Source organism: Streptomyces sp. NPDC032198 (genome assembly GCF_040636975.1).
In the GTDB taxonomy this organism is placed as follows: domain Bacteria; phylum Actinomycetota; class Actinomycetes; order Streptomycetales; family Streptomycetaceae; genus Streptomyces.
The window spans coordinates 424,742-448,619 of the sequence record NZ_JBEZVL010000006.1 but is presented as its reverse complement, the minus strand read 5'-3'; the positions used below and the strand labels follow the sequence as shown (position 1 = coordinate 448,619).

The window sequence follows — 23,878 nt, the reverse complement described above, 5'->3', positions numbered from 1 at the left end:
CGGCGTCACCGGACTCCCGGCAGCGCCTCCCTGCGCCGCGGCCATGGGGCCATGGGGCGTGGTTCCCTATTTTCCGTCGGCCGTCCGGCCACCCGCGGCGATCATGTCCTCGACCTCCGCCACGCGCTCGTGCTCCTCGGCCGCGAAGCGTTCCGCGTCCAGCTTCTCGGCGATCTCCTCGTCCTGGGCCATCAGCTGGTCGAGGTTGGCGTTGCCCATCTCGAAGACGCCCATGTCGACGTACGCCTCCTGCAGGCGCTTGCCCCACAGGCCGATGTCCTTGACGCACGGCACGATGCGGCTGAAGAGCAGCTGCCGGAAGAGGGCGAGGAACTCGGAGTTCTCGGTGTACTCCTCGGCCTCCGCCTTCGGGATGCCGAAGTTCTCCAGGACCTCGACGCCGCGCAGCCGGTCGCGCATCAAGTAGCAGCCCTCGATGACGAATTCCTCGCGCTCGCGCAGTTCCGCGTCCGAGAGCTGTTTGTAGTAGTCGCGCAGGGCCATGCGGCCGAAGGCCACGTGCCGGGCCTCGTCCTGCATGACGTACGCGAGGATCTGCTTCGGCAGGGGCTTGTCCGTCGTGTCGCGGATCATGCCGAACGCGGCGAGCGCCAAGCCCTCGATGAGGACCTGCATGCCGAGATAGGGCATGTCCCAGCGGGAGTCGCGCAGGGTGTCGCCGAGCAGGGACCGGAGATTGTCGTTGATCGGGTAGAGCATGCCGATCTTGTCGTGCAGGAAGCGGCCGTAGACCTCCGCGTGCCGCGCCTCGTCCATGGTCTGGGTCGCCGAGTAGAACTTCGCGTCCAGGTCGGGGACGGATTCCACGATGCGCGCCGCGCACACCATCGCACCCTGCTCGCCGTGCAGGAACTGGCTGAACTGCCAGGAGGCGTAGTGCTTGCGCAGCTCACCCTTGTCCCGTTCCGTCATCTTCGCCCAGTGGCGGGTGCCGTAGAGGGAGAGGGACTCGTCGGGGGTGCCCAGGGGGTCGTACGGATCGACCTCCAGATCCCAGGCGATGCGCTTGGCGCCGTCCCACTGCTTGTCCTTGCCCTTCTGGTAGAGGGCGAGCAGCCGGGCGCGGCCCTCGTCGTACTCCCAGCTGAAGCGGGCCGCGCCGTTCGCCGGTATCTGCCAGGTGTTTCCGTCCGGTGCGTGGGTGTACAGCTCATGCGTGGACACTGACGGCTCCTAAGAATTGGCCTAGGTCTCTCCGTAATCGCCGCGAACTGCCGGTAGTTGGCAGGCTCACACGTTCGTAGACGCGGGGTCAACAAGTCGTGCGCAAGGGATTGACGCCCTTGCTGACAGGCAGTCTCATAAGTCGTGACCGCCGGTAACTCTGACGACGAGGCAGGGGCAGAGTCATGACGACCATCACGGAGGACGCGGCGATCGAAGGGCTGCGGGACGCGCTCGGACTGCTGAAGGACCGGGAGCAGGTGGCCGAGCGGCTGCTCGACTCCTCCGCCAAGCACTCCTTCGATCCCGACAAGGAGCTGGACTGGGAGGCACCCTTCGAGGAGGGCAAGTGGTTCTGGCCCCCGGAGCTGGTCTCCCTGTACGGCACGCCGATGTGGCGGCGGATGAGCGAGGAGCAGCGCATCGCGCTCTCCCAGCACGAGGCCGCCGCGCTCGCGTCGCTCGGCATCTGGTTCGAACTGATCCTGATGCAGCTGCTCGTACGGCACATCTATGACAAGCCGGCCACGAGCGCGCACGTACGGTACGCCCTCACCGAGATCGAGGACGAGTGCCGGCACTCGAAGATGTTCGCGCGCCTCATCTCGCGCGGGGACACCCCGTACTACCCGGTCAGCGCCGTGCACCGGAACCTGGGCCGCCTCTTCAAGACCATCTCGACGACACCCGGTTCGTTCACGGCGACGCTGCTCGGCGAGGAGATCCTCGACTGGATGCAGCGCCTGACGTTCCCGGACGAGCGCGTCCAGACCCTCGTGCGCGGCGTCACGCGGATCCACGTCGTGGAGGAGGCGCGCCATGTGCGGTACGCCCGTGAGGAGCTGCGCCGCCAGATGGTGACCGCCCCGCGCTGGTCCCAGGAGTTCACCCGCCTCACCTCGGGTGAGTTCGCCCGCGTCTTCTCCATCGCCTTCATCAACCCCGACGTCTACACGAACGTCGGCCTGGACAAGCGCGAGGCCATGGCCCAGGTCAAGGCGAGCGCCCACCGCCGCGAGATCATGCAGACGGGAGCCAAGCGCCTGACGGACTTCCTGGACGACATCGGGGTGCTGCGGGGTGCCGGACGGCGGCTGTGGAAGAGCTCGGGCCTGCTGGCGTAGCGAAGAGGGTACGCAGGGTTCCGGGGCGCTTGTTCGACAGGGCGGTTACGCTGCGAGGCATGACCTCGCCTGCTCCCACCCGCGCGTACCGGCGCCTCAGTGTCGAAGAGCGGCAGCGGCAGCTCAAAGAGGCCGCCCTGACCCTCTTCGCGGTGCGCGCACCCGACGAGGTCTCCCTCGACGACGTCGCGGAGGCGGCCGGGGTCTCCCGGCCGCTCGTCTACCGCTACTTCCCTGGCGGCAAGCAGCAGTTGTACGAGGCCGCACTGCGGTCCGCCGCCGACGAGCTGGAGCAGTGCTTCGCCGAGCCGCCCGAGGGCCCGCTCACCCAACGCCTGGCGAACGCCCTCGACCGCTACCTCGCCTTCGTCGACCAGCACGACGCGGGGTTCAGCGCGCTGCTCCAGGGCGGCAGCGTCGTGGAGACCTCACGCACCACCGCCATAGTGGACGAGGTGCGCAGGACGGCCGCCGAGCACATACTCGCCCACCTGGAGGTCGTGGGCGCCACGGGCCCGCGGCTGCGGATGACCGTGCGGATGTGGATCACCTCCGTCGAGGCGGCGTCCCTGATCTGGCTGGACGAGGAGAAGCAGCCGCCGCTCGACGAGCTGCGGGACTGGCTGGTCGAGCAGTTCATGGCGGTCCTGGTGGCCTCGGCGGGCCGCGACCCGCAGTCCGCGGAGGCGGTACGGGGCGCGCTGGCCATGGAGACGTCCGACGGACCCGCGGGCTCGCTCGCCCGGCGGGTGCTGCCCGTGGTGAGCGACGCGGCGCACCTCCTGTGACACTGGCCGGGTGAAGAGCGAAGAGACCCCCTTCGTGGGTGGCCCCCTGGACGGCCGCGTACTGCCCATCCTGCTGGGCCCGACCGGCCACCCCCCGAAGGTGTACCGGGTCCCGGTGCCGGACGAGGCGGGCGGCCCGCCGACCGTGCTCGTGTACCGCCGGGTGGCCAGGGCCGCGGGGAAGCGGTTCGGGCTGCATCCGGGCTGGAAGTTCGAGTACGACCCCGAGGGCGACAAGGCCGGGTCCGGCCTGAAGTGGCCGTGGTCGAAGCCGGGCGGGGCGGGCTGAGGGCCGTCCCGGCAAGGGCGACGCGCCGTGGGGCCCTGGACGAGTGACCGCATTGCGCCAACCCGCGCACCTTCCGGAGGCGGGCCGCGCCGGGGCGGCTGATGCTCACGGTGCGGGGCGGAGCGGCCGCCGCGCGCCGGAGGTGATGGCATGTCAGGCAGGCTGCTGCGATGGGTGTGTACGGGTGCGGTGGTCGGCGCGCTGCTCGCGCCCGCGTCCCCCGCGTACGCCGTCCCGGGGCCCGACGGCACCGGGGAGCGGCCGGTCTCCGAGCTCCTGACGGAACTCCAGGAGCTGTACCGGAAGGCCGAGGAGTCGACGGAGACGTACAACGCGACCGCGGAGAAGCTGAAGGACCAGCGCGCCGAGGTCACCCGGCTGAACGCCGGCCTGGCCCGCGCCCGGACCTCGCTGCGTGACAGCCGGGGCGCGGCGGGCCGCTTCGTCCGCCAGCAGTACCAGGGCACGTCACAGATCTCCCCCTACGTACGCCTCCTCCTCGCCCGCAACGCGCAGCAGGCCCTCGACCAGGGGCATGTGATCGGGCGGGCGGCGGCGGAGCGGGCCGCGACGGTGAAGCGGCTCGTCGGCGGCGAGAAGACGGCGTCCGGGCTGGCGGCCGGGGCGAAGAGTGCCCTGGAGACCCAACTGGCGCTCGCCGCGCGGCAGAAGAAGGCACGGGACACGGTCAAGGGGCAGCTCAAGGAGGTCGAGGAGCTGCTCGCCGGGCTGAGCACGGAGCAGTTGGCGGAGCTGGCTCGGGCCGAGGAGGAGGGGATGGCCGCGGCGCAGCGGAAGTTCCTCGCGTCGGGCTCACTGAGCGGCTCCGCGGGCTCTGCGGGGTCCGCGCCGTCACGGCCGCCGTCCCGGCGGGGGGACGAGGCCCTCGACTACGCCGTGCGGCAGATCGGGAAGCCGTACAAGTGGGGCGCGGAGGGGCCCAAGGCCTTCGACTGCTCGGGGCTCACCTCGCAGGCGTGGGCGGCGGCGGGCAAGGAGATCCCCCGCACGTCGCAGGAGCAGTGGGCGAAGCTGCGGCGGGTCTCGCTGCGCAAGCTGCGGCCGGGCGACCTGATCGTGTACTTCCCCAAGGCCACGCATGTGGCGCTGTACCTGGGCGACGGCATGGTGATCCAGGCGCCGCGCCCCGGAGCCCGGGTCAAGGTCTCCCCCATCGCGGCGAACCCCCTCCTGGGAGCGGTACGCCCCGACCCCGCGGCGAAGCCCATGAAGAACTACACCCCACCGAAGCTGCCCCGCGGGGCGACGAAGGGCGGCGACGCGGGCAACAACCGGGCAGCCGCCCTCCGGCACTGACACGGGCGGCCGCCCCGACTCTCCTGTCGGTGGGATTTCAGATCACGGTAGCTGCCGACCGTCAGCTGCCAGAGATGGAGGCCAGATACGCGCCCGTCTTGTCCGGCTCGTAGAAGAAGTTCTCGAAGTCCGACGGGTCGTTGAAGCCGTTGGCGAAGCGGTTGGCCGCAGGCTGGAGCTGGCCTGCCGCGCCGATCAGGTTCAGGACGTGCTCCGGCGGCGGCGACAGCATGGCGTTCGTCCACTTGGTGACGTGCTGGGCCGTCTCCCAGTACCGGTCGAACGTGGCCTGCATCCACGCCTCGTCGAACGGCTTGTCGCCGTGCGAGACGATCGAGGAGAGGTACGCGGCGGCGCACTTCGACGCCGAGTTGGAGCCCTGTCCCGTGATCGGGTCGTTGGCCACGACCACGTCGGCGACACCCAGGACGAGCCCGCCGCCCGGCAGCCGGCCCACGGGCTTGCGCACAGTCGGGGCGTACCGCCCGGACAGCGTGCCGCCCGCATCCGTCAGTTCGACCTTGGTCGCCCGCGCGTACTCCCACGGCGTGAACTTCTCCAGGAGTTCGAGCGTCAGCGCCAGGTGCTCCGAGGGGTCCTTGACGCCCTGGAAGACGTCCAGCGGGCCACCCGGTACGCCCTCCCAGAAGAGGATGTCCGCACGCCCGGACGTCGTCAGCGTCGGCATGACGAAGAGCTCGCCCACGCCCGGCACGAGATTGCACCGCACCGCGTCGAACTCGGGGTGCTCGGGCCGCGGCCCCATCCCGTGGACGTACGCGACGGCCAGCGCGCGCTGCGGGGTGTCGTACGGGGAGCGCGAGGCGTCGCGCTCGAACATGGAGACCAGCTCGCCCTTGCCCGCGGCGACGAGCACGAGGTCGTACGTACGGGAGAAGTAGTCGAGGTCGGAGACCGCCGCGCCGTGGATGACCAGCTGGCCGCCCCGCTGCGCGAACGTCTCCATCCAGCCGGCCATCTTCACGCGCTGGTCCACGGACTGGGCGAAGCCGTCCAGCTTGCCCACCCAGTCGATGACGCGGGAGGAGTCCGGGCCGGCGACCGAGACGCCGAGGCCCTCGATCTTGGGGGCCTGGGACTCCCAGAAGTTCAGCTGCAGCTCACGCTCGTGCTCCAGCGCCGTGTCGAACATGCACTGCGTGGACATCACACGGCCGGACCGGACCTCGTCCGCCGTGCGGTTGGACATCAGGGTGACCTCGTACCCCTGCGACTGGAGTCCGAGAGCGATCTGGAGCCCGGCCTGACCGGCTCCGACGACGAGTATCTTCCGCATGCGGCGCTTCTCCTACGTACTAAAAAGCTTAAGGGTAAAGCTATTCGGGGGTTGCTGCGAGGGCATGGCCGACCAGCGAGAGCAGGGACTCGATCACCGAGATCCGCTGCCTCGCGTCCATGATCAGCACCGGTATGTGCGACGGGATCGTCAGCGCCTCACGGACGTCCGCGGGCTCGAACTCCTCGGTGCCGTCGAAGTGGTTGACGGCCACGATGTACGGCAGCCCGCAGCTCTCGAAGTAGTCGAGCGCGGGGAAGCAGTCGGGGAGCCTGCGGGTGTCGGCGAGGACGACGGCGCCGATCGCGCCGCGCACCAGGTCGTCCCACATGAACCAGAAGCGCTGCTGCCCCGGCGTACCGAAGAGGTAGAGCACGAGGTCGTCGTCGAGCGTGATCCGGCCGAAGTCCATGGCGACCGTGGTCGTGGTCTTGTCCGGGGTCGACGTGAGGTCGTCCGTGTCCTCGCTCGCCTGCGTCATCAGCGCCTCCGTCTGGAGGGGCGTGATCTCGGAGACCGCGGAGACCAGGGTCGTCTTGCCGACGCCGAAGCCGCCCGCCACCACGATCTTCGTCGCGATCGGGGCCCGGGTGCGGTCCGTCTGCCAGGCTTGGAGGTTCTCGTCCGGGTCGGGGCCCGGGTGGCGGAGTTCAGAGACGGCGGAGTCCACTCAGCACCCTTTCGAGCAGTGCGCGGTCCGGCTGTCCCGGGCCGTGGCCCGTTCCGTACACGCGGATCTTTCCCTGGTCTGCGAGGTCGCTGAGCAGTACGCGGACCACGCCGAGCGGCATCTTCAGGAGCGCGGCGATCTCCGCGACCGTACGCATGCGGCGGCAGATCTCGACGATGGCCCGCATCTCCGGCATGACACGGGCGATGGCGTTGCCCTGCGGCAGTTCGCGGCGCTCCTCGGGGGCGTCGAGCGCCGCCACGAAGGTCTCCACGAGCAGGACGTGGCCGAAGCGGGTGCGCCCGCCGGTGAGCGAGTACGGACGCACTCGGGCGGGTTTGCGCGCGCCACCCCGCTGGGGCAGCTTGCCGGGCTTACTGCTCATCGGACGCTCTCCATCGACTGGCGCAGCTCACTGCGGAGTTCGGGGGTGAGGACATGCCCGGCGCGGCCGACGAAGAGCGCCATGTGGTACGCGACGACGCTCATGTCGCAGTCCGGGGTGGCGTGCACGCCGAGCAGCGAGCCGTCGCTGATCGACATGACGAAGAGGCTGCCCTCCTCCATCGCGACGACGGTCTGCTTGACGGACCCCGCGTCCATCAGCTTGCCCGCGCCGATGCAGAGGGAGCCGAGGCCGGACACGATGGTGGCGAGGTCCGCGCTGGAACCCTTGGGGCCCGAACTGTTGTCGACCGCCTGCTCGCTGTTGCGCGCGGGGTCGGAGGAGAGCAGGAGCAGCCCGTCGGAGGAGACCACCGCGACCGACAGGAGACCTGGCACCTCCTCGACGAGATTCGTCAGCAGCCAGTGCAGGTTGCGGGCTTCGCTGCTCAGTCCGAACCCGGCCGGTCTGCCGTCGGCGGTGGAGCTGCCGGTGGAAGAACTGCCGGTGGAAGAACTGGGCGAGCGCATGGGCGCAGTCAACTGCTTGCCTCCTCGACTGTGTCCCCCATGGTTTCGGTACGTTCGTTCTGCTCGTTCTGTTCGGTACGTTCGGTCAGCTCGGCCTCTACGTCGCGACGGCCGCTGATGGCTCCCTGGTGGAAGCCCCCGAGCCGCTTGCGCAGCGCTTGGGCGTCGACGGAGCCGCTGCGCGCCTTGGGCACGGTGGGCTCGGGCGCGGTGATCTTGGGCGTGCGCTTGGGCAGCCCCTTGTCGGTGACGCGCTCCCACTTGGGGGCGGGGGCGGCTTCGGGGGCCGCCGCTTCCGGCTCCTCGGGGGCCTTCGGCTCCTCCGGGGCGGGCGGAATGGCGAGTTCCATGGTCGTCTCGGGCGAAACCTCGGGCTCCGGGGCCGGCTCGGGCTTCGGGGCCAGCTCGGGCTTCGGGTCGGGCGCGCGCTCGGGCTCGCTCTCGGCTTCCGGTGCGGCCGTGGGCTCCGCCTCCGCCTCCGCGTCACGCACCGTCTGCTCGGCGGCCGCGATCAGCGGATCAGCGCCGGCCGTCACGTCCGGCGCGTCCGTCGCTTCCGGCGCGGTCGGCACGGCGGTGGTCCCCGCCGCACGCCCCGGCAGCACGTTGGAGTTCGCCTCGGCCTCCGAGCCGGGCAGGTGCACGGCGGGCGCGGCCCCCGCGACCGGGACACCGGCAGGCGGCGCACCCACCGCGGGCGCCGCGGCGAGGATCAACTTCGGCAGGACCACGACCGCCGCGACACCGCCCTGCTTCTGCTCGCGCAGCCGCACCCGTGCACCGTGCCGCGCGGCGAGCCGGGCCACGACATAGAGGCCGAGTCCCAGCCCGTCCCCGCTCTCCTGGTCGTACGCGTCGTCCGGACGGAACTCCGCGAGGCGGGAGTTGAGCTCCTCCATGCGGTCCTCGGTCACCCCTATGCCCTCGTCCTGCACGGAGAGCATGACCTCGCCGCTCTCCAGGAGCCATCCGGAGACCTCCACAGAGGCGTCCGGCGGCGAGAACGAGGTCGCGTTCTCCAGGAGTTCGGCGACCAGGTGGCTGATGTCGTCCGCGGCGAAGCCCGCGACGTGCGCGTGCGGCGGCAGCGTGGCGATGCGCACCCGCTCGTACCGCTCGATCTCGCTGACGGCGGCGCGCACGACGTCGACCAGCGGGACCGGTCCGGGGTGCTGGTGGCCGTGCTCGGCGCCCGCGAGGACCAGGAGGTTCTCGCTGTGGCGGCGCATGACCGTGGCGAAGTGGTCGAGCTTGAAGAGCGTGGCGAGGCGGTCGGGGTCCTGCTCGCGGTCCTCGAGGTTCTCGATGACGGCGAGCTGCCGCTCGACCAGGCCCAGGGTGCGCAGCGCCAGATTGACGAACGTGCCGTGGATGGACTGCCGCACCCGCTCCAGGTGGGCGGAGGCCTCGGCCAGTTCGGCGCGCAGCTTCTCGCGCTCGTCGGCCATGGACTGCCGCTTGCCGATGAGGTGCTTGCGGTCGGCCTCGAGCGTGGTGAGGCGCTCGGTGAGGGCTGCCGCGTGCTCGTGCAGCGCGTTGACGGACCGTACGACCTGGGCGAACTCGTCGTCGCGCCCCGTGAAGCGGATCGGCTCCTGGGGCGCGGGCTCGGTGGCGAGGCGGGCCGAGCCGATGCGCAGAACGGCGAGCGGGCGGGTCAGGCTGCGGGCCATCGCCATGGAGACGCCGACCGCGACGAGCAGCGTGACGCCGATGAGCGCGACGCGGGCCTCCAGCGCCGTCACGTCGTCGTCGCGCAGCTGGGCGAGGTCCTTGGTGCGCTGCACGGTGAGCGCGGACTCGGCGCCGCGCATCATCTCGATGCGGGCGGAGAGCGCGGTGTCGAGCTTCTTGCGGTCGTAGCCGCGCTCGGCGACGGAGAGCGAGGGCTGGTCGGTGAGGCGGGAGAGGTACTTCTCGGCCGTGGTCACCTCACTGCCCGTGACCGTCGAGTCGTACGTGGCGCGGGCGCCGTCCGTGGCCGCGTCCCGGAAGTCGGCGAGGGCCGCCTGCGCGCGGACGTGGGCCTCCTGGGCCGCGGCGGTGAGGGCGTCACGGCTCTTGCTGCCCGCGGGGGACTCCTCGACCACCGTGGTGGGCAGTCCGGTGACGGGGTCGACGCCGGTGCTCGTCTCCGTGGAGCGCGGGACGGCGAGGGTGGCGAGGAGCAGGCCGCGGGCGCTCGCGGCCTGTTCGACGGCGTGGTCCAGGTCGGCGAGGGCGTCGGCGCCGGAGCCCGCGCGGGGCGGGGTCTTCTCGGCGAGCTCGCGGGTGAGGCCGTGCAGTTCCGTGATGACGTTCGAGTACGCCGTGTGGGCTTCCAGAGCAGTGCTCTTGCCGGTGAGCGCCGCTCTGCGCACGGCGGCGATGTCGGCGAGGTCCGCGCGCAGGCCGGCCGGGGCGTCGGCGGTGCGCAGCTCCTCGATCTGGCGGTCCACGCGGGCGCTGCGGTTTTCGGAGAGGCCCTTGCCCTGCGGGCGGCCCGCCGCGATGAACGAGGTGACCTCGTCGCGCTCGTCGGCCAGCGAGTGGCCCAGGGACACGGCGTCCTGGGTGTGCTCGGCGAGGGTCACGAGCCGCTGTGCGTCGCTCAGTTGCCCGGAGGCGGCGACGATCGCGGGCGCGCCTGCCCCGGCGATCGCGGCGGCCACGACGGCGACGGCGACGATCAGCCGATTGCGCACGCGCGCGGTGGGCTTGGACTGGACGGACTTCAGGGGCTGCACGGGCTTCGAGCCGTCAGGAGCCGTCACGGCGGGGGCGTTCTGCCCTCCCGCCGCGGGCTCGGGGCCCTCTCCCGCTGTGGGCTCGGGCGCGCGCTCCGTAGGGGTGGTCGCGCCCGGCGTGGCCCCTTCGGGAGCCGTCTGCTTGCCCTTGCGCCCAGGCCGCATCTTCTGCACCGGTGCTCGCATTCTTGTTTTCCGTCTGCCCAGGGCCCCGGGTGACGATCCGTCAACACACGCGCCCCCCGGTACGGCTCCAGACCCTTCCAGTGCCGATGGGTGGCAGTCGTGCATCACATGCCTGGCCACCCGAAGGAGTGAACATCGGCGGGGAGTTGGCGAGCAAGTCCCGCCCCTGGCCGAAAGTCTCGGCCACGGTGCGCCGGTTGGACGTCGACCGCAGGCTTTGGCAGGATGCGCCGCCACACGCCGACGGAAGCGATCATTCCGACTGAATTCCGGCTTCTGACCTGCTGGTCCGGGCCAACCCTCGCGTTTTCGCCACCTCCGGATGACCTTGTGAAGGCCTCGTGCAGACTGGCTGAATGCGCATCGAACTCGCCACCGAGCCCGGCGACCCCGCACGCCCCAATGAGGACTATGCCTCGGTGATCCTTCCCGCGGCCGGACAAGGCGGTTCGCTCGTCCTTCTGGATGGGGTGACCCCGCCTGCCGGAGATGACGGCTGTCTGCATTCCGTCCCTTGGTTCACGGCGCGACTCGGGGGCGCGCTGGGAGAACTGTCCGTTTCGCGACGGGATATGACGCTCTCTGAGATCCTCGCGGCGGCGATCGTGCGCACCGCGGAGGCCCATTGTCAAACTTGTGACCTTTCTCACCCGCGTACGCCTCAGGCCACCGTGATTCTGGTGCGTTGGGACGAGGAGCAGGTCGAACACCTCGTCCTGTCCGACTCCGCGCTCCTGGTGGCGGGCCCGGACGGCCGGGTCACGCCGGTCCTCGACGAGCGCCTCGCCGAACTGCCCCCGAGGATCCGCGCGATGCGCGACGCGGTCCGCGCGATGCCGCGCGGCTCGGCCGAACGTGAGGTGGCGGGCCGCGCGTACGGGGTCGCCGTGGAGGCCCTGCGCAACGCGGAGGACGGCTTCTTCACCGCGGCGGCGGATCCCTCGGCGGCATCCCGCGCGGTCACGGGCACCTGGCCCCGCTCCGAGGTGACGGCGGTGGCGGCCCTGACGGACGGGGTGGGCCGCTGGGTGGAGACGTTCCGCCAGGGCGACTGGACGGAATGCTTCACGCTCCTGCGCAAGGACGGCCCGCAACGCCTGGTGGACCGGGTCCGAGACCTGGAACGAGCGGACCCCGAGGGCACGACATACCCCCGAGGAAAGCGCCACGACGACGCGGCGGTGGTGTACGCGGAGCTGTGAAAGCCCCTCAAGGGTCTCGGTGAACGACGCGGGCAGCCCCGTAAGGGGCGCGAGCAACCACGACCGGCCCGCGGACGACACCCGGTGGACGTCCCCCAAGGGGCGCGGGGAACGGCGCGACAAGCCACAGCCCACCCGCAGACAGAATCGCGCCCCAACTACCCCCCGCCCCTCAAGACTCCGGCGACTCGTTCAGCTGGCGGAGCAGGCGGGCCAGCTCGGCCACCTCCACCCGGTCCCAACCGGCCAGCTTCCGCACGTACTGCTCCCGGCGCCCCGCCCGCACCGTACGGAACCGCGTGCCGCCCTCCTCGGTGAGGCGGACCAGCCACGCCCGACCGTCGGCCGGGTCGGGCTCGCGGGCGACGAGACCGAGCTCCTCAAGAGCCCGCAGCTGACGACTCATCGTCGCCTTGCCGACGCCGATGTACGCGGCGAGATCCGTGGCCCGCTGCGGACCCGAGTCGTCGAGGCAGACCAGGAGTCCGTACGCGGCGGGCTCCAGATCGGGGTGGACCTGGCGCGCCATCTCTCCGGAGGAGGCCCGCGCCCGGCGCAGCAGCAGCGTCAACTCCCGCTCCAGGGAGAGGAACTCACGGTCGACCCCCCTGTTCACGTCGGCTCCACCGTCGTTCTCGCCCTCGTGCACTTCAGCACCCATGGCACGCTTTCTTTCCGGATCAGAGAAGTTTTCCGCCCCGCACGGCGGCAGACACCCGCGTCGGCCCATCGCCGCAGCTCGACCAGTATTTCGTAACGCCCCCAGGGGCCACGCCGCGGACACCGCCGCAGGAGTAGACCAACGGCAGACACCGGACCCCCTTCCCAGCCACAGGTCTACGTGCGTAGCGTCGTACATGACATGTTCACACCACGTCATGTCGACAGGTCCCCCCACGAGCTCCATCGAGCTCAATCGAGGCCTACGGAGGCACGCACATGCCCGTGCACAGACCCGGAACCCCCCGCCGCTCGCGCCGGTCAGCGGCCGGAATCCTGCTCTCAGTCCTCTCCGCGCTCTCCCTCCTCCTCACGCTGCCGGGCGCCGCACAGGCCACCGGCGGCGATGACACCCCGCCCCGCGGCTCCGCCCGGATGGGACAGGGCGTCATCGAGCACGACGGGCAGGGCAGTCTGCCGCCCAGCAACGACGCCGTACAGACCGAGGGCGTGGACGTCAGCAGCCACCAGGGCAACGTCGCGTGGTCGACGCTCTGGAACAGCGGTGTGAAGTGGGCCTACGTGAAGGCCACCGAGGGGACGTACTACAAGAACCCCTACTTCGCCCAGCAGTACAACGGTTCGTACAACGTGGGCATGATCCGCGGCTCCTACCACTTCGCCACGCCCGACACCACGAGCGGCGCCACCCAGGCCAACTACTTCGTGGACAACGGCGGCGGCTGGTCGCGCGACGGCAGGACGCTGCCGGGCGCGCTCGACATCGAGTGGAACCCGTACGGGGCGGCCTGCTTCGGCAAGTCCCAGTCCGCGATGGTCACCTGGATCCGTGACTTCCTGAACCAGTACAAGGCGCGCACCGGGCGTGACGCGGTGATCTACACGGCCACCAGCTGGTGGAAGCAGTGCACCGGCAACTACGGGGGCTTCGCCGCCAACAACCCGCTCTGGATCGCCCGTTACAACACCTCTCCGGGTGAGCTGCCGGCCGGCTGGGGCGTGCAGACGATCTGGCAGTACACGTCGACCGGCCCGACGGTCGGTGACCACAACAAGTTCAACGGGGCGCTGGACAGGGTGCAGGCACTCGCCAACGGCTGAGCCAACGACTGAGTCCGCCCCCCGTCGCACAAGGGCCCGGAACCCCTCTCGGGGTCCCGGGCCCTCACGCACCGGCCTCCGCGGGCGGAGCCCGCTGATGGCCCCAGCCGTCACGCGGCGGCCGGGACCCTCACCTCGGCCTCCGTCAGGGCCAGTTCGAGCACCTGGCGGACATCCGTCACCGGGTGGACGTCCAGCTTCTCCAGGATCTCCGCCGGGACGTCGTCCAGGTCGGCCTCGTTCCGCTTCGGGATGATCACCGTGGTGATCCCGGCGCGGTGCGCGGCCAGCAGCTTCTGCTTGACGCCGCCGATCGGCAGGACGCGCCCGGTCAGCGAGACCTCACCGGTCATGGCCACATCCGTACGGACGAGACGGCCGCTGAGCAGCGAGGCGAGGGCGGTCGTCATGGTGACGCCCGCGCTCGGCCCGTCCTTGGGGACCGCGCCCGCCGGGAAGTGGATGTGCACGCCGCGTTCCTTCAGGTCCGCGACGGGCAGCTCCAGTTCGGCGCCGCGCGAGCGCAGGAAGGAGAGCGCGATCTGCGCGGACTCCTTCATCACGTCGCCGAGCTGACCGGTCAGGGTCAGTCCCGCGGCGCCGGTCTCCGGATCGGCGAGCGACGCCTCGACGAAGAGCACGTCGCCTCCCGCGCCGGTGACCGCGAGCCCGGTGGCCACGCCCGGCACCGCCGTGCGCCGCTCGGCCGGGTCCTGCGCCGACTCGGGCACGTGGTGCGGGCGCCCGATGAGACCGCGCAGATCCTCGTCGCCGACGGTGAACGGCAGGTCCCGCTCGCCCAGTTCGTGCTGCGCCGCGACCTTGCGGAGCAGCCGCGCCACGGACCGCTCCAGGTTCCGTACACCGGCTTCCCGGGTGTACTCCCCCGCGAGCTTGCGCAGCGCGCTCTCGTCCAGGGTCACCTCGTCCGTCTGCAGACCGGCCCGCTCCAGCTGGCGCGGGAGGAGGTGGTCGCGGGCGATGACGACCTTCTCGTCCTCGGTGTAGCCGTCGAGCCTGACCAGCTCCATGCGGTCGAGCAGCGCCTCCGGGATGGCCTCGATGACGTTCGCCGTGGCCAAGAACACCACGTCGCTGAGGTCGAGCTCGACCTCCAGGTAGTGGTCGCGGAAGGTGTGGTTCTGCGCCGGGTCGAGGACTTCGAGGAGGGCGGCGGCAGGGTCGCCCCGGAAGTCGGAGCCCACCTTGTCGATCTCGTCGAGGAGCACGACCGGGTTCATGGACCCGGCCTCCTTGATGGCCCGCACGATCCGGCCGGGCAGCGCCCCGACGTACGTACGACGGTGGCCGCGGATCTCCGCCTCGTCGCGTACGCCGCCGAGCGCGACCCGCACGAACTTGCGGCCCATCGCGTGCGCCACGCTCTCGCCGAGCGAGGTCTTCCCGACGCCGGGCGGGCCGACGAGGGCCAGCACCGCGCCGCCGCGACGGCCGCCGACGACCCCGAGGCCTCGGTCGCTGCGCCGCTTGCGCACCGCGAGGTACTCGGTGATGCGCTCCTTCACGTCCTGAAGGCCCGCGTGCTCGGCGTCGAGGATGTTCTGGGCGCCCTTGATGTCGTACTCGTCCTCGGTGCGTTCGTTCCAGGGCAGTTCGAGGACGGTGTCGAGCCAGGTCCTGATCCAGGAGCCCTCAGGCGACTGGTCACTGGACCGCTCCAGCTTGTCGACTTCCTTGAGGGCGGCCTCGCGGACGTGTCCGGGGAGGTCGGCGGCCTCTACGCGGGTGCGGTAGTCGTCGGACTCCTCACCGTCTTGCTCGCCGTTGATCTCGCGCAGCTCCTTGCGCACCGCGTCCAGCTGGCGCCGCAGCAGGAACTCGCGCTGCTGCTTGTCGACGCCTTCCTGGACGTCCTTGGCGATGGACTCGGCGACGTCCTGCTCGGCGAGGTGCTCGCGCAGCTGCTGGGTGGCGAGCTTCAGGCGGGCGGCCGGGTCGTCGGTCTCCAGGAGCTCGATCTTCTGCTGGGTGGAGAGGAAGGGGGAGTATCCGGAGTTGTCGGCAAGGGCGGAGACGTCGTCGATCTGGGTGACGCGGTCGACGACCTGCCAGGCCCCGCGCTTCTTCAGCCAGCTGGTCGCGAGCGCCTTGTATTCGGTGACGAGCTCGGCGACAGCTCCGGGCAGCGGGTCGGGCACGGTCTCGTCGACCTTGACCCCCTCCACCCAGAGCGCGGCACCGGGCCCGGTCGTCCCGGCACCGATCCGCACCCGGGAACGGCCGCGGATGAGGGCGCCGGGGTCGCCGTCGGAGAGGCGGCCGACCTGCTCCACGGTGCCGAGGACGCCGGTCGCGGCGTACGTCCCGTCGATGCGCGGAACAAGAAGGACCTGCGGCTTGCTGCTCCCGGTGGAGCGGGCCGCCGCCTGGGCCGCCTCCACCGCGGCGCGCACGTCGGCATCGGACAGGTCGAACGGAACCACCATGCCGGGCAGGACAACCTCGTCGTCGAGCGGCAGCACGGGCAGTGTGAGAGGCGTGGACGCCTTCGGCTCAGTGGACTCAGCAGACATGATCTCCCCTTCGGCATTCAAGTTGAGCTATGTGGGCTCAATGCTCGTGAGTCCATGATTGTTCCCCAAGGGGTGTTCGCTGTGAGCGATCACGTCAGTACGTGCGGAAACACCGCAGGGCGAAGGGTGACACCGCACGGCGAAGAGTGATGGGGAAGGTCAGGCGGGAAGGCGCCAGCGGCGCACCAGCGGCCATGTGGCGACACCGAGCGACAGGGCGAGCAGATGGCCCCAGTTGGTCATCGGGTCCGCGAACGCGATCAGGTCGTCGATCAGCATCCCGCCGAACCCGGCGAGCACCAGCCACCGCAGCCACGGCCTGAACAGTCCCGCGAGGGCGCCGACGCTCGCCGCGACGCCGAAGCTGATGCCGTAGTCGAGGCGGTGCAGGGAGCTGTGGGGCAGGTGGCCCGCGAGGACGGAGAGCCCGACCGGGACCTCGGTCGCGAGGGTGGCCACGACATGGCCGAGCAGAAAGACGCCCGCCGCGCGGAGCGCGCCTATGCGGCGCTCCAGGGCGGTGAGGACCAGCAGGAAACCGATCGCGTACGGCGACGCGATGCCGCCGGCGATCCACAGGGCGCTGGCCACCAGGACGAGCAGCGGCTCCTGCGCCAGGTGCGCGACGTCCGTGCTGGAGTACCGGTGCAGCGCCGAGATCAGGGACGGGTCCGCGTACGAGGTCAGGAAGGACGTCACGGCGAGGATCGCGGCGAAGCCGAACGTGAAGGGCGTGCCCGTGGGAGTCGGCAGCAGCCGCCAGGGGCGCGGACGGCGCAGGTGTGCGGCGACACCGCCGGGCGCGGGTAGGGCACCGGGGGCGGCGGACGCCTCATGGACCGGTTCCGGGACGACCGCCCCGGGCCCTCGCTCCCTCTGACGCGGAATGCCGTCGAGGCCGGGCTCGGCGATTCCCTCGGGTGCCGTGGTGGCAGCCGACGCACTCCGGTTCACGGTGAGGCGCTCCTTCCGTCACGTCCACCCTTTGACGATTTTTCCGGTGCTGTCTATGACCGGCGCCACGTGAGACACGAATCACATCAACCTCACAGGTCAAAAGCGCGTCCGCGTCAGCCGGCACATCCTGAGTCTCCCCCGATCCCGCGCCCCTACGCTGGCCGCCATGCACACCCACACCACCACCCCCGTCGTGATCGACCGGCGTGAGGGGCCGTACGGCGAGGTCGTACTGCGGCGCCATGGTGCGCTTCTGCAGATCATCGCCAACGGCTGTTTCCTCATGGACACTTCGGACGGCCGCTCGGAGCGGCTGCTCGTCGACGCGGCGTACGACGCGCTCGACGCCCCCCGGGAACCCGCGCTGCTCATCGGCGGTCTGGGCGTCGGCTTCTCCCTCGCCCACGCGGCGGCCGACCCGCGCTGGGGCCGCATCACGGTCGTCGAGCGCGAGCGGGCCGTCATCGACTGGCACTGCTCGGGCGCGGATGCCCCGCTGGCCGCGCTCTCCGGGGCCGCGCTCGCCGATCCGCGCACGGAGATCCTGCACACAGACCTCGTGGCGCATCTCGGCGGTGCCGACGCTACGGACGGCACCCCGAAAACGTACGACGCGCTCTGTCTCGACATCGACAACGGCCCCGACTGGACGGTGACCGAGGACAACAACTCCCTCTATTCACCGGCCGGTCTGGCCGCCTGCCGGGCCCGGCTGAATCCGGGCGGGGTGCTGGCCGTGTGGTCCGCCCAAGCCTCGTCCGCTTTCGACTTCGCTCTACGGAATGCCGGGTTCCAGTCGGTACGGACGGAAGAGATCCCCGTTGCCCGAGGCGTACCCGACGTGGTGCATCTCGGCGTAAGGGCTGCGTAGCCGAGGTGCCTTCGCGACCCGTACCCTGCTGACCGAACACAAGCGATCAGTGTCAGGGGCGGGGCGATGGAGCAGACACACACCTCCCACAACGGTGCGACGGCGGCGATGCCAGGCGCCCAGCGCCGGGTTCTGGTGGTCGAGGACGACCCGACGATCGTCGACGCCATCGCCGCCCGGCTACGCGCCGAGGGTTTCGTAGTGCAAACGGCGATGGACGGTCCTTCGGCCGTCGACACCGCGCAGGCTTGGCAGCCCGATCTGCTGATCCTGGACATCATGCTGCCGGGCTTCGACGGGCTTGAAGTGTGCCGTCGGGTGCAGGCCCAGCGGCCGGTCCCGGTCCTCATGCTGACGGCCCGCGACGACGAGACGGACATGCTGGTCGGGCTCGGCGTCGGTGCCGACGACTACATGACCAAGCCGTTCTCCATGCGGGAGCTCGCGGCCCGCGTGCACGTCCTGCTGCGCAGGGTCGAGCGGGCCGCGCTGGCCGCGACCACCCCGCGCAGCGGGATCCTGCGGCTCGGCGAGCTGGAGATCGACCACGCCCAGCGGCGGGTCAGGGTCCGCAGCGAGGACGTCCATCTGACGCCGACGGAGTTCGACCTGCTCGTCTGCCTGGCCAACACCCCGCGTGCGGTGCTCTCGCGTGAGCAGCTGCTCGCCGAGGTGTGGGACTGGGCTGACGCGTCGGGCACCCGTACCGTCGACAGCCACATCAAGGCGCTGCGCCGGAAGATCGGCGCCGAGCGGATCCGCACGGTGCACGGCGTGGGATACGCCCTGGAGACCCCGACCCCGTGAGGTGGGCCGTCCGATGAGTGGTCCCTTCGGGGGGCTGCGGCCCTTCTCCATCAAGACCAAGCTGGGCACCCTCGTGGTCGTCTCGGTCTTCATCACCACGGGTCTGCTCATGGTGGCGATGAAGACGGAGACGGAGCTGCGCTTCATCACCGTCTTCTCGGTGATCGCCACCCTGCTCATCACGCAGTTCGTGGCCCACAGCCTCACCGCGCCCCTGGACGAGATGAACTCCGTGGCGCGCGCCGTCTCGCACGGCGACTACACGCGCCGGGTGCGCGGCGCCGATCGCCGTGACGAGCTGGGCGACGTGGCCACCACGATCAACCGCATGGCGGACGACCTGGAGGCCCAGGACCAGCAGCGCAAGGAACTGGTCGCCAACGTCTCGCACGAGCTGCGCACCCCCATCGCGGGCCTGCGCGCGGTCCTGGAGAACGTCGTGGACGGAGTCTCCGCCGCCGACCCGGAGACCATGCGCACGGCCCTGAAGCAGACGGAGCGGCTCGGGCGCCTCGTGGAGACCCTGCTCGACCTCTCCCGCCTGGACAACGGCGTCGTACCGCTGCGGGCCCGCCGCTTCGAGGTGTGGCCGTATCTGTCGGGCGTCCTGAAGGAGGCCAACATGGTCGCCTCGGCGCGCGCGGGGATCGCTTCGGGCTCCGGCAGCCACACGCGTACGGACGTGCATCTGCACCTGGACGTCACGCCGCCCGAGCTGACCGCGCACGCGGACGCCGAGCGGCTGCACCAGGTCGTGGCCAACCTCATCGACAACGCGGTCAAGCACAGCCCACCGCACGGCCGCGTCACCGTGCGCGCCCGGCGCGGCCTCTACCCCGAGTCCCTTGACCTGGAGGTCCTCGACGAGGGCCCCGGCATCCCGGAGTCGGAGTGGCACCGCGTCTTCGAGCGCTTCAACCGGGGCAGCCACGCCAACGCCGCCCCGCAGGCGGGCCCCGGCAGCGACGGCGGCACCGGCCTCGGGCTCGCCATCGCGCGCTGGGCGGTCGATCTGCACGGCGGGCACATCGGTGTGGCCGAATCCCCTCGTGGCTGCCGCATCCAGGTCACCCTTCCGGGCCTGCCCGAAGTGCGAAGTTGACGTAGGGTTCGAAGAGGAAGCGATTCGCGGGCGCATCCAACTGCGCGCCCGGGTGACGCCACCGCGCTGGGCATGGCCCGCGCGGCCGTCCGGCGTTGCGGAACCTCGCTTGTTTCCCGCCATTTACACCGCCGAAACCCTCCATCCAATGTGACTTACGCGACGGATGACGGGGCCGGTCTGCACCTGGCGGCAATGGAGGCGTAGCCTTAATTCCCGCTGTCCATCACCTTGTGAAGCGGAAGAGGGCGGTTACCGCCGTGTCGTCACAGTCCCCCAGTAGCTCGAGCATCTCGACCGACCAAGACGGGCAAGGCAAGAGCCCTGCTGCTGCCTTCGGTCCCAATGAGTGGCTCGTCGACGAGATCTATCAGCAGTACCTCCAGGACCCGAATTCGGTCGACCGAGCCTGGTGGGACTTCTTCGCCGACTACAAGCCGGGAGCGGCCGCGTCACCTGCCGCCGCCCCGGCCAAGCCGGCGGGTGACGCAGCCGCGGGGGCTGCGGCCACCACGTCCCCCGCAGCTCCTGCCGCACCCGCACCTGCACCTGCCGCCCCCGCGGCTCCCGCAGCGCCTGCCGCGCCCGCAGCCCCGGCTGCGAAGCCCGCGGCCGCGGCACCGGCCCCCGCCGCGAAGCCCGCAGCCGCGAAGCCCGCCGCCAAGGCGGAGCCCGCGACGGAGGCCCCGGCAGGACCCGAGTACGTGACGCTGCGCGGCCCCGCCGCCGCGGTCGCGAAGAACATGAACGCCTCCGTGGAGGTCCCGACGGCGACGTCGGTCCGCGCGGTCCCGGTGAAGCTGCTCTTCGACAACCGCATCGTCATCAACAACCACCTCAAGCGCGCCCGCGGCGGGAAGATCTCCTTCACGCACCTCATCGGGTACGCGATGGTGCAGGCCATCAAGGCCATGCCGTCGATGAACTACTCCTTCGTGCAGAAGGACGGCAAGCCGACGCTGGTCAAGCCGGAGCACATCAACTTCGGCCTCGCCATCGACCTCGTGAAGCCCAACGGCGACCGCCAGCTGGTCGTCGCGGGTATCAAGAAGGCCGAGACGCTGAACTTCTTCGAGTTCTGGCAGGCCTACGAGGACATCGTCCGCCGCGCTCGCGACGGCAAGCTGGGCATGGACGACTTCACCGGCGTCACGGTCTCGCTGACCAACCCCGGCGGCCTCGGCACGGTCCACTCGGTCCCCCGCCTGATGCCCGGACAGTCGGTCATCATGGGCGTCGGCTCGATGGACTACCCCGCGGAGTTCCAGGGCACGTCCCAGGACACCCTGAACAAGCTCGGCATCTCGAAGGTCATGACGCTCACGTCGACCTACGACCACCGGGTGATCCAGGGCGCCGCCTCCGGCGAGTTCCTGCGCATCGTCGCGAACCTGCTGCTCGGCGAGAACGACTTCTACGACGAGATCTTCAAGGCGCTGCGCATCCCCTACGAGCCGGTCCGCTGGCTCAAGGACATCGACGCCTCGCACGACGACGACGTCACGAAGGCCGCCCGCGTCTTCGAGCTGATCCACTCCTACCGCGTCCGCGGCCACGTCATGGCCGACACGGACCCGCTGGAGTACAAGCAGCGCAAGCACCCCGACCTGGACATCACCGAGCACGGCCTCACCCTGTGGGACCTGGAGCGGGAGTTCGCGGTCGGCGGCTTCGCCGGCAAGTCGATGATGAAGCTGCGCGACGTCCTGGGCGTCCTGCGCGACTCGTACTGCCGCACCACCGGCATCGAGTTCATGCACATCCAGGACCCGAAGCAGCGCAAGTGGCTGCAGGACCGCATCGAGCGCACGCACGCCTCGAAGCCCGAGCGCGAGGAGCAGCTGCGCATCCTGCGCCGGCTGAACGCCGCCGAGGCCTTCGAGACGTTCCTTCAGACGAAGTACGTCGGCCAGAAGCGCTTCTCCCTGGAGGGCGGCGAGTCCGTCATCCCGCTGCTCGACGCCGTCATCGACAGCGCCGCGGAGTCCCGCCTGGACGAGGTCGTCATCGGCATGGCCCACCGTGGCCGCCTGAACGTCCTCGCGAACATCGTGGGCAAGTCGTACGCCCAGATCTTCCGCGAGTTCGAGGGCAACATGGACCCCAAGTCCATGCACGGCTCCGGCGACGTCAAGTACCACCTGGGCGCCGAGGGCACCTTCACCGGTCTGGACGGCGAGCAGATCAAGGTCTCGCTCGCGGCGAACCCGTCCCACCTGGAGACGGTCGACCCGATCATCGAGGGCATCACCCGCGCCAAGCAGGACGTCATCAACAAGGGCGGCACGGACTTCACGGTCCTGCCCGTCGCCCTGCACGGTGACGCGGCCTTCGCGGGCCAGGGTGTGGTCGCCGAGACGCTGAACATGTCGCAGCTGCGGGGTTACCGCACCGGCGGCACGGTCCACATCGTCATCAACAACCAGGTCGGCTTCACCGCCGCCCCGGAGTCGTCGCGCTCCTCCATGTACGCCACAGACGTGGCCCGCATGATCGAGGCGCCGATCTTCCACGTGAACGGCGACGACCCCGAGGCCGTCGTCCGCATCGCGCGGCTCGCGTTCGAGTTCCGTCAGGCGTTCAACAAGGACGTCGTGATCGACCTCATCTGCTACCGCCGCCGCGGTCACAACGAGTCGGACAACCCGGCGTTCACGCAGCCGCTGATGTACGACCTGATCGACAAGAAGCGCTCGGTGCGCAAGCTCTACACCGAGTCCCTCATCGGTCGCGGCGACATCACCCTGGAAGAGGCCGAGCAGGCCCTGCAGGACTTCCAGGGGCAGCTGGAGAAGGTCTTCACGGAGGTCCGCGAGGCCATCTCGCAGCCCGCCGAGGCCGAGGTCCCGGCCCCGGAGGCCGAGTTCCCGGTGAACGTCGACACGTCGATCACCCAGGAAGTCGTCAAGCGGATCGCCGAGTCCCAGGTCAACATCCCCGACCGGGTCACCGTCCACCCGCGTCTGCTGCCGCAGCTGCAGCGCCGCGCGTCGATGGTCGAGGAAGGCACGATCGACTGGGGCATGGGCGAGACCCTCGCCATCGGCTCGCTCCTCCTGGAGGGCACGCCGGTCCGTCTGTCGGGCCAGGACTCGCGTCGTGGCACGTTCGGTCAGCGCCACGCGGTCCTCATCGACCGTGAGACGGGCGAGGACTTCACGCCGCTCCTGTACCTCTCCGAGGACCAGGCGCGCTACAACGTCTACGACTCGCTGCTCTCCGAGTACGCGGTGATGGGCTTCGAGTACGGCTACTCGCTGGCCCGTCCCGAGTCCCTCGTCATGTGGGAAGCGCAGTTCGGTGACTTCGTCAACGGCGCGCAGACGGTGGTGGACGAGTACATCTCGGCCGCCGAGCAGAAGTGGAACCAGCACTCCGGCGTCACGCTGCTGCTGCCCCACGGCTACGAGGGCCAGGGACCGGACCACTCGTCCGCCCGCATCGAGCGCTTCCTCCAGCTGTGCGCGCAGAACAACATGACGGTCGCGATGCCGACCCTTCCGTCGAACTACTTCCACCTCCTGCGGTGGCAGGTGCACAACCCGCACCACAAGCCGCTGGTGGTCTTCACCCCGAAGTCGATGCTGCGCCTCAAGGCAGCGGCCTCGAAGACGGAGGAGTTCACGTCGGGCGGCTTCCGCCCGGTCATCGGCGACGACTCGGTCGAGGCGTCGGCGGTCCGCAAGGTCGTCTTCTGCTCCGGCAAGCTGTACTACGACCTGGAGGCCGAGCGGAAGAAGCGCGAGGTCAAGGACACCGCGATCATCCGCATCGAGCGCCTGTACCCCCTGCCGGGTGCCGAGCTCCAGGCGGAGATCGCGAAGTACCCGAACGCCGAGAAGTACCTGTGGGCGCAGGAGGAGCCGGCGAACCAGGGCGCATGGCCCTTCATCGCCCTCAACCTCATCGACCACCTGGACCTGGCGGTCGGCGCGGACATCCCGCACGGCGAGCGCCTGCGCCGCATCTCGCGGCCGCACGGCTCCTCCCCGGCGGTCGGCTCGAAGAAGCGCCACGAGCAGGAGCAGGAAGCTCTCCTGCGCGAGGTCTTCGAGGCGTAAGCCTGAGGGTTCGTACGTTGGTGGGCCCGGTCCCGAGTGCTTGTCACCAGGGGCCGGGCCCACCG

At 70.3% G+C, this 23,878-nt stretch carries 19 protein-coding genes; 10 read left to right on the top strand and 9 right to left on the bottom strand.

Features of this window, described 5'->3' with window-relative positions; translation table 11 throughout:
- Positions 1-66 precede the first annotated feature (66 nt).
- Positions 67-1,185, bottom strand: a complete 1,119-nt coding sequence (locus AB0E78_RS18775; RefSeq protein WP_361833540.1) for a ferritin-like domain-containing protein — start codon at positions 1,183-1,185, stop codon at positions 67-69.
- 185 nt (positions 1,186-1,370) lie between these two features.
- Here AB0E78_RS18775 and AB0E78_RS18770 point away from each other — a divergent pair, with 185 nt between their 5' ends.
- From AB0E78_RS18770 to AB0E78_RS18755, 4 genes are all read left to right on the top strand, one after another.
- Entirely contained in the window at positions 1,371-2,309 is a 939-nt protein-coding gene (locus AB0E78_RS18770; protein ID WP_361833538.1) for a diiron oxygenase, read from the top strand.
- A 59-nt stretch (positions 2,310-2,368) separates the two neighbouring features.
- On the top strand, positions 2,369-3,097 hold the full coding sequence (locus tag AB0E78_RS18765) for a TetR/AcrR family transcriptional regulator (protein WP_361833536.1): 729 nt from the start codon (positions 2,369-2,371) through the stop codon (positions 3,095-3,097).
- A gap of 10 nt (positions 3,098-3,107) precedes the next feature.
- The gene (locus tag AB0E78_RS18760) at positions 3,108-3,386 is read left to right on the top strand and encodes a hypothetical protein (RefSeq protein WP_361833534.1); all 279 of its coding nucleotides are present in this window, start codon (positions 3,108-3,110) and stop codon (positions 3,384-3,386) included.
- Positions 3,387-3,536: 150 nt separating this feature from the next.
- A complete protein-coding gene (locus AB0E78_RS18755; RefSeq protein ID WP_361833532.1) occupies positions 3,537-4,703 on the top strand; it encodes a C40 family peptidase in 1,167 nt (388 codons plus the stop codon).
- A 61-nt stretch (positions 4,704-4,764) separates the two neighbouring features.
- On the opposite strand, the gene AB0E78_RS18750 is transcribed toward AB0E78_RS18755, so the two are convergent.
- Genes AB0E78_RS18750 through AB0E78_RS18730 form a run of 5 tightly spaced genes read right to left on the bottom strand, consistent with a single transcriptional unit; the run spans position 4,765 to position 10,497 of the window.
- Positions 4,765-6,000, bottom strand: a complete 1,236-nt coding sequence (locus tag AB0E78_RS18750) for a styrene monooxygenase/indole monooxygenase family protein (protein WP_361833530.1) — start codon at positions 5,998-6,000, stop codon at positions 4,765-4,767.
- A 40-nt stretch (positions 6,001-6,040) separates the two neighbouring features.
- Positions 6,041-6,670 carry an ATP/GTP-binding protein gene (locus tag AB0E78_RS18745; protein WP_361833528.1) on the bottom strand — a complete coding sequence of 210 codons (630 nt, stop codon included), beginning with the start codon at positions 6,668-6,670 and terminating at the stop codon, positions 6,041-6,043.
- A complete protein-coding gene (locus AB0E78_RS18740; RefSeq protein WP_361833526.1) occupies positions 6,651-7,055 on the bottom strand; it encodes a DUF742 domain-containing protein in 405 nt (134 codons plus the stop codon). Before AB0E78_RS18740 ends, AB0E78_RS18745 begins: the two co-directional genes overlap by 20 nt.
- Positions 7,052-7,585, bottom strand: coding sequence for a roadblock/LC7 domain-containing protein (locus AB0E78_RS18735; RefSeq protein WP_361833524.1), 534 nt, complete (start codon positions 7,583-7,585; stop codon positions 7,052-7,054). The genes AB0E78_RS18740 and AB0E78_RS18735 overlap by 4 nt, the downstream gene beginning before the upstream one ends.
- 8 nt (positions 7,586-7,593) lie before the next feature.
- Positions 7,594-10,497 (bottom strand): nitrate- and nitrite sensing domain-containing protein, encoded by a 2,904-nt coding sequence (locus tag AB0E78_RS18730; protein ID WP_361833522.1) that lies wholly within the window; start codon positions 10,495-10,497, stop codon positions 7,594-7,596.
- Between the two features lie 356 nt (positions 10,498-10,853).
- Between AB0E78_RS18730 and AB0E78_RS18725 the strand changes: the two genes are divergently transcribed.
- Positions 10,854-11,699, top strand: a complete 846-nt coding sequence (locus AB0E78_RS18725; protein ID WP_361833520.1) for a protein phosphatase 2C domain-containing protein — start codon at positions 10,854-10,856, stop codon at positions 11,697-11,699.
- Positions 11,700-11,871: 172 nt separating this feature from the next.
- On the opposite strand, the gene AB0E78_RS18720 is transcribed toward AB0E78_RS18725, so the two are convergent.
- A complete protein-coding gene (locus tag AB0E78_RS18720; RefSeq protein ID WP_361833518.1) occupies positions 11,872-12,360 on the bottom strand; it encodes a MarR family transcriptional regulator in 489 nt (162 codons plus the stop codon).
- Between the two features lie 278 nt (positions 12,361-12,638).
- On the opposite strand from AB0E78_RS18720, the gene AB0E78_RS18715 reads away from it, so the two are divergent.
- A complete protein-coding gene (locus tag AB0E78_RS18715; protein ID WP_361833516.1) occupies positions 12,639-13,481 on the top strand; it encodes a lysozyme in 843 nt (280 codons plus the stop codon).
- A gap of 110 nt (positions 13,482-13,591) precedes the next feature.
- Here AB0E78_RS18715 and lon read toward each other — a convergent pair whose 3' ends face one another.
- Positions 13,592-16,015 carry an endopeptidase La gene (gene lon, locus AB0E78_RS18710; RefSeq protein ID WP_361833514.1) on the bottom strand — a complete coding sequence of 808 codons (2,424 nt, stop codon included), beginning with the start codon at positions 16,013-16,015 and terminating at the stop codon, positions 13,592-13,594.
- 159 nt (positions 16,016-16,174) lie between these two features.
- Positions 16,175-16,969, bottom strand: coding sequence for a rhomboid-like protein (locus AB0E78_RS18705; RefSeq protein WP_361833512.1), 795 nt, complete (start codon positions 16,967-16,969; stop codon positions 16,175-16,177).
- A gap of 169 nt (positions 16,970-17,138) precedes the next feature.
- Here AB0E78_RS18705 and AB0E78_RS18700 point away from each other — a divergent pair, with 169 nt between their 5' ends.
- The 4 genes from AB0E78_RS18700 (at position 17,139) to AB0E78_RS18685 (ending at position 23,813) form a co-directional block, all read left to right on the top strand.
- On the top strand, positions 17,139-17,843 hold the full coding sequence (locus AB0E78_RS18700) for a spermidine synthase (RefSeq protein WP_361833510.1): 705 nt from the start codon (positions 17,139-17,141) through the stop codon (positions 17,841-17,843).
- A 66-nt stretch (positions 17,844-17,909) separates the two neighbouring features.
- A complete protein-coding gene (locus AB0E78_RS18695) occupies positions 17,910-18,650 on the top strand; it encodes a response regulator transcription factor (RefSeq protein WP_190081978.1) in 741 nt (246 codons plus the stop codon).
- A gap of 13 nt (positions 18,651-18,663) precedes the next feature.
- Positions 18,664-19,752, top strand: a complete 1,089-nt coding sequence (locus AB0E78_RS18690) for a HAMP domain-containing sensor histidine kinase (RefSeq protein ID WP_361833508.1) — start codon at positions 18,664-18,666, stop codon at positions 19,750-19,752.
- A gap of 260 nt (positions 19,753-20,012) precedes the next feature.
- Positions 20,013-23,813, top strand: a complete 3,801-nt coding sequence (locus tag AB0E78_RS18685) for a multifunctional oxoglutarate decarboxylase/oxoglutarate dehydrogenase thiamine pyrophosphate-binding subunit/dihydrolipoyllysine-residue succinyltransferase subunit (protein ID WP_361833506.1) — start codon at positions 20,013-20,015, stop codon at positions 23,811-23,813.
- Positions 23,814-23,878: the final 65 nt, after the last annotated feature.

Bases quoted from the DNA above. Each gene is read 5' to 3' on its own strand.
- AB0E78_RS18740 (WP_361833526.1), bottom strand. From the start codon at position 7,055: ATGAGCAGTAAGCCCGGCAAGCTGCCCCAGCGGGGTGGCGCGCGCAAA.
- AB0E78_RS18755 (WP_361833532.1), top strand. From the start codon at position 3,537: ATGTCAGGCAGGCTGCTGCGATGGGTGTGTACGGGTGCGGTGGTCGGC.
- AB0E78_RS18750 (WP_361833530.1), bottom strand. From the start codon at position 6,000: ATGCGGAAGATACTCGTCGTCGGAGCCGGTCAGGCCGGGCTCCAGATC.
- AB0E78_RS18770 (WP_361833538.1), top strand. From the start codon at position 1,371: ATGACGACCATCACGGAGGACGCGGCGATCGAAGGGCTGCGGGACGCG.
- AB0E78_RS18690 (WP_361833508.1), top strand. From the start codon at position 18,664: ATGAGTGGTCCCTTCGGGGGGCTGCGGCCCTTCTCCATCAAGACCAAG.
- AB0E78_RS18695 (WP_190081978.1), top strand. From the start codon at position 17,910: ATGGAGCAGACACACACCTCCCACAACGGTGCGACGGCGGCGATGCCA.
- AB0E78_RS18735 (WP_361833524.1), bottom strand. From the start codon at position 7,585: ATGCGCTCGCCCAGTTCTTCCACCGGCAGTTCTTCCACCGGCAGCTCC.
- AB0E78_RS18725 (WP_361833520.1), top strand. From the start codon at position 10,854: ATGCGCATCGAACTCGCCACCGAGCCCGGCGACCCCGCACGCCCCAAT.
- AB0E78_RS18765 (WP_361833536.1), top strand. From the start codon at position 2,369: ATGACCTCGCCTGCTCCCACCCGCGCGTACCGGCGCCTCAGTGTCGAA.
- AB0E78_RS18720 (WP_361833518.1), bottom strand. From the start codon at position 12,360: ATGGGTGCTGAAGTGCACGAGGGCGAGAACGACGGTGGAGCCGACGTG.
- AB0E78_RS18730 (WP_361833522.1), bottom strand. From the start codon at position 10,497: ATGCGAGCACCGGTGCAGAAGATGCGGCCTGGGCGCAAGGGCAAGCAG.
- AB0E78_RS18700 (WP_361833510.1), top strand. From the start codon at position 17,139: ATGCACACCCACACCACCACCCCCGTCGTGATCGACCGGCGTGAGGGG.
- AB0E78_RS18715 (WP_361833516.1), top strand. From the start codon at position 12,639: ATGCCCGTGCACAGACCCGGAACCCCCCGCCGCTCGCGCCGGTCAGCG.
- lon (WP_361833514.1), bottom strand. From the start codon at position 16,015: ATGTCTGCTGAGTCCACTGAGCCGAAGGCGTCCACGCCTCTCACACTG.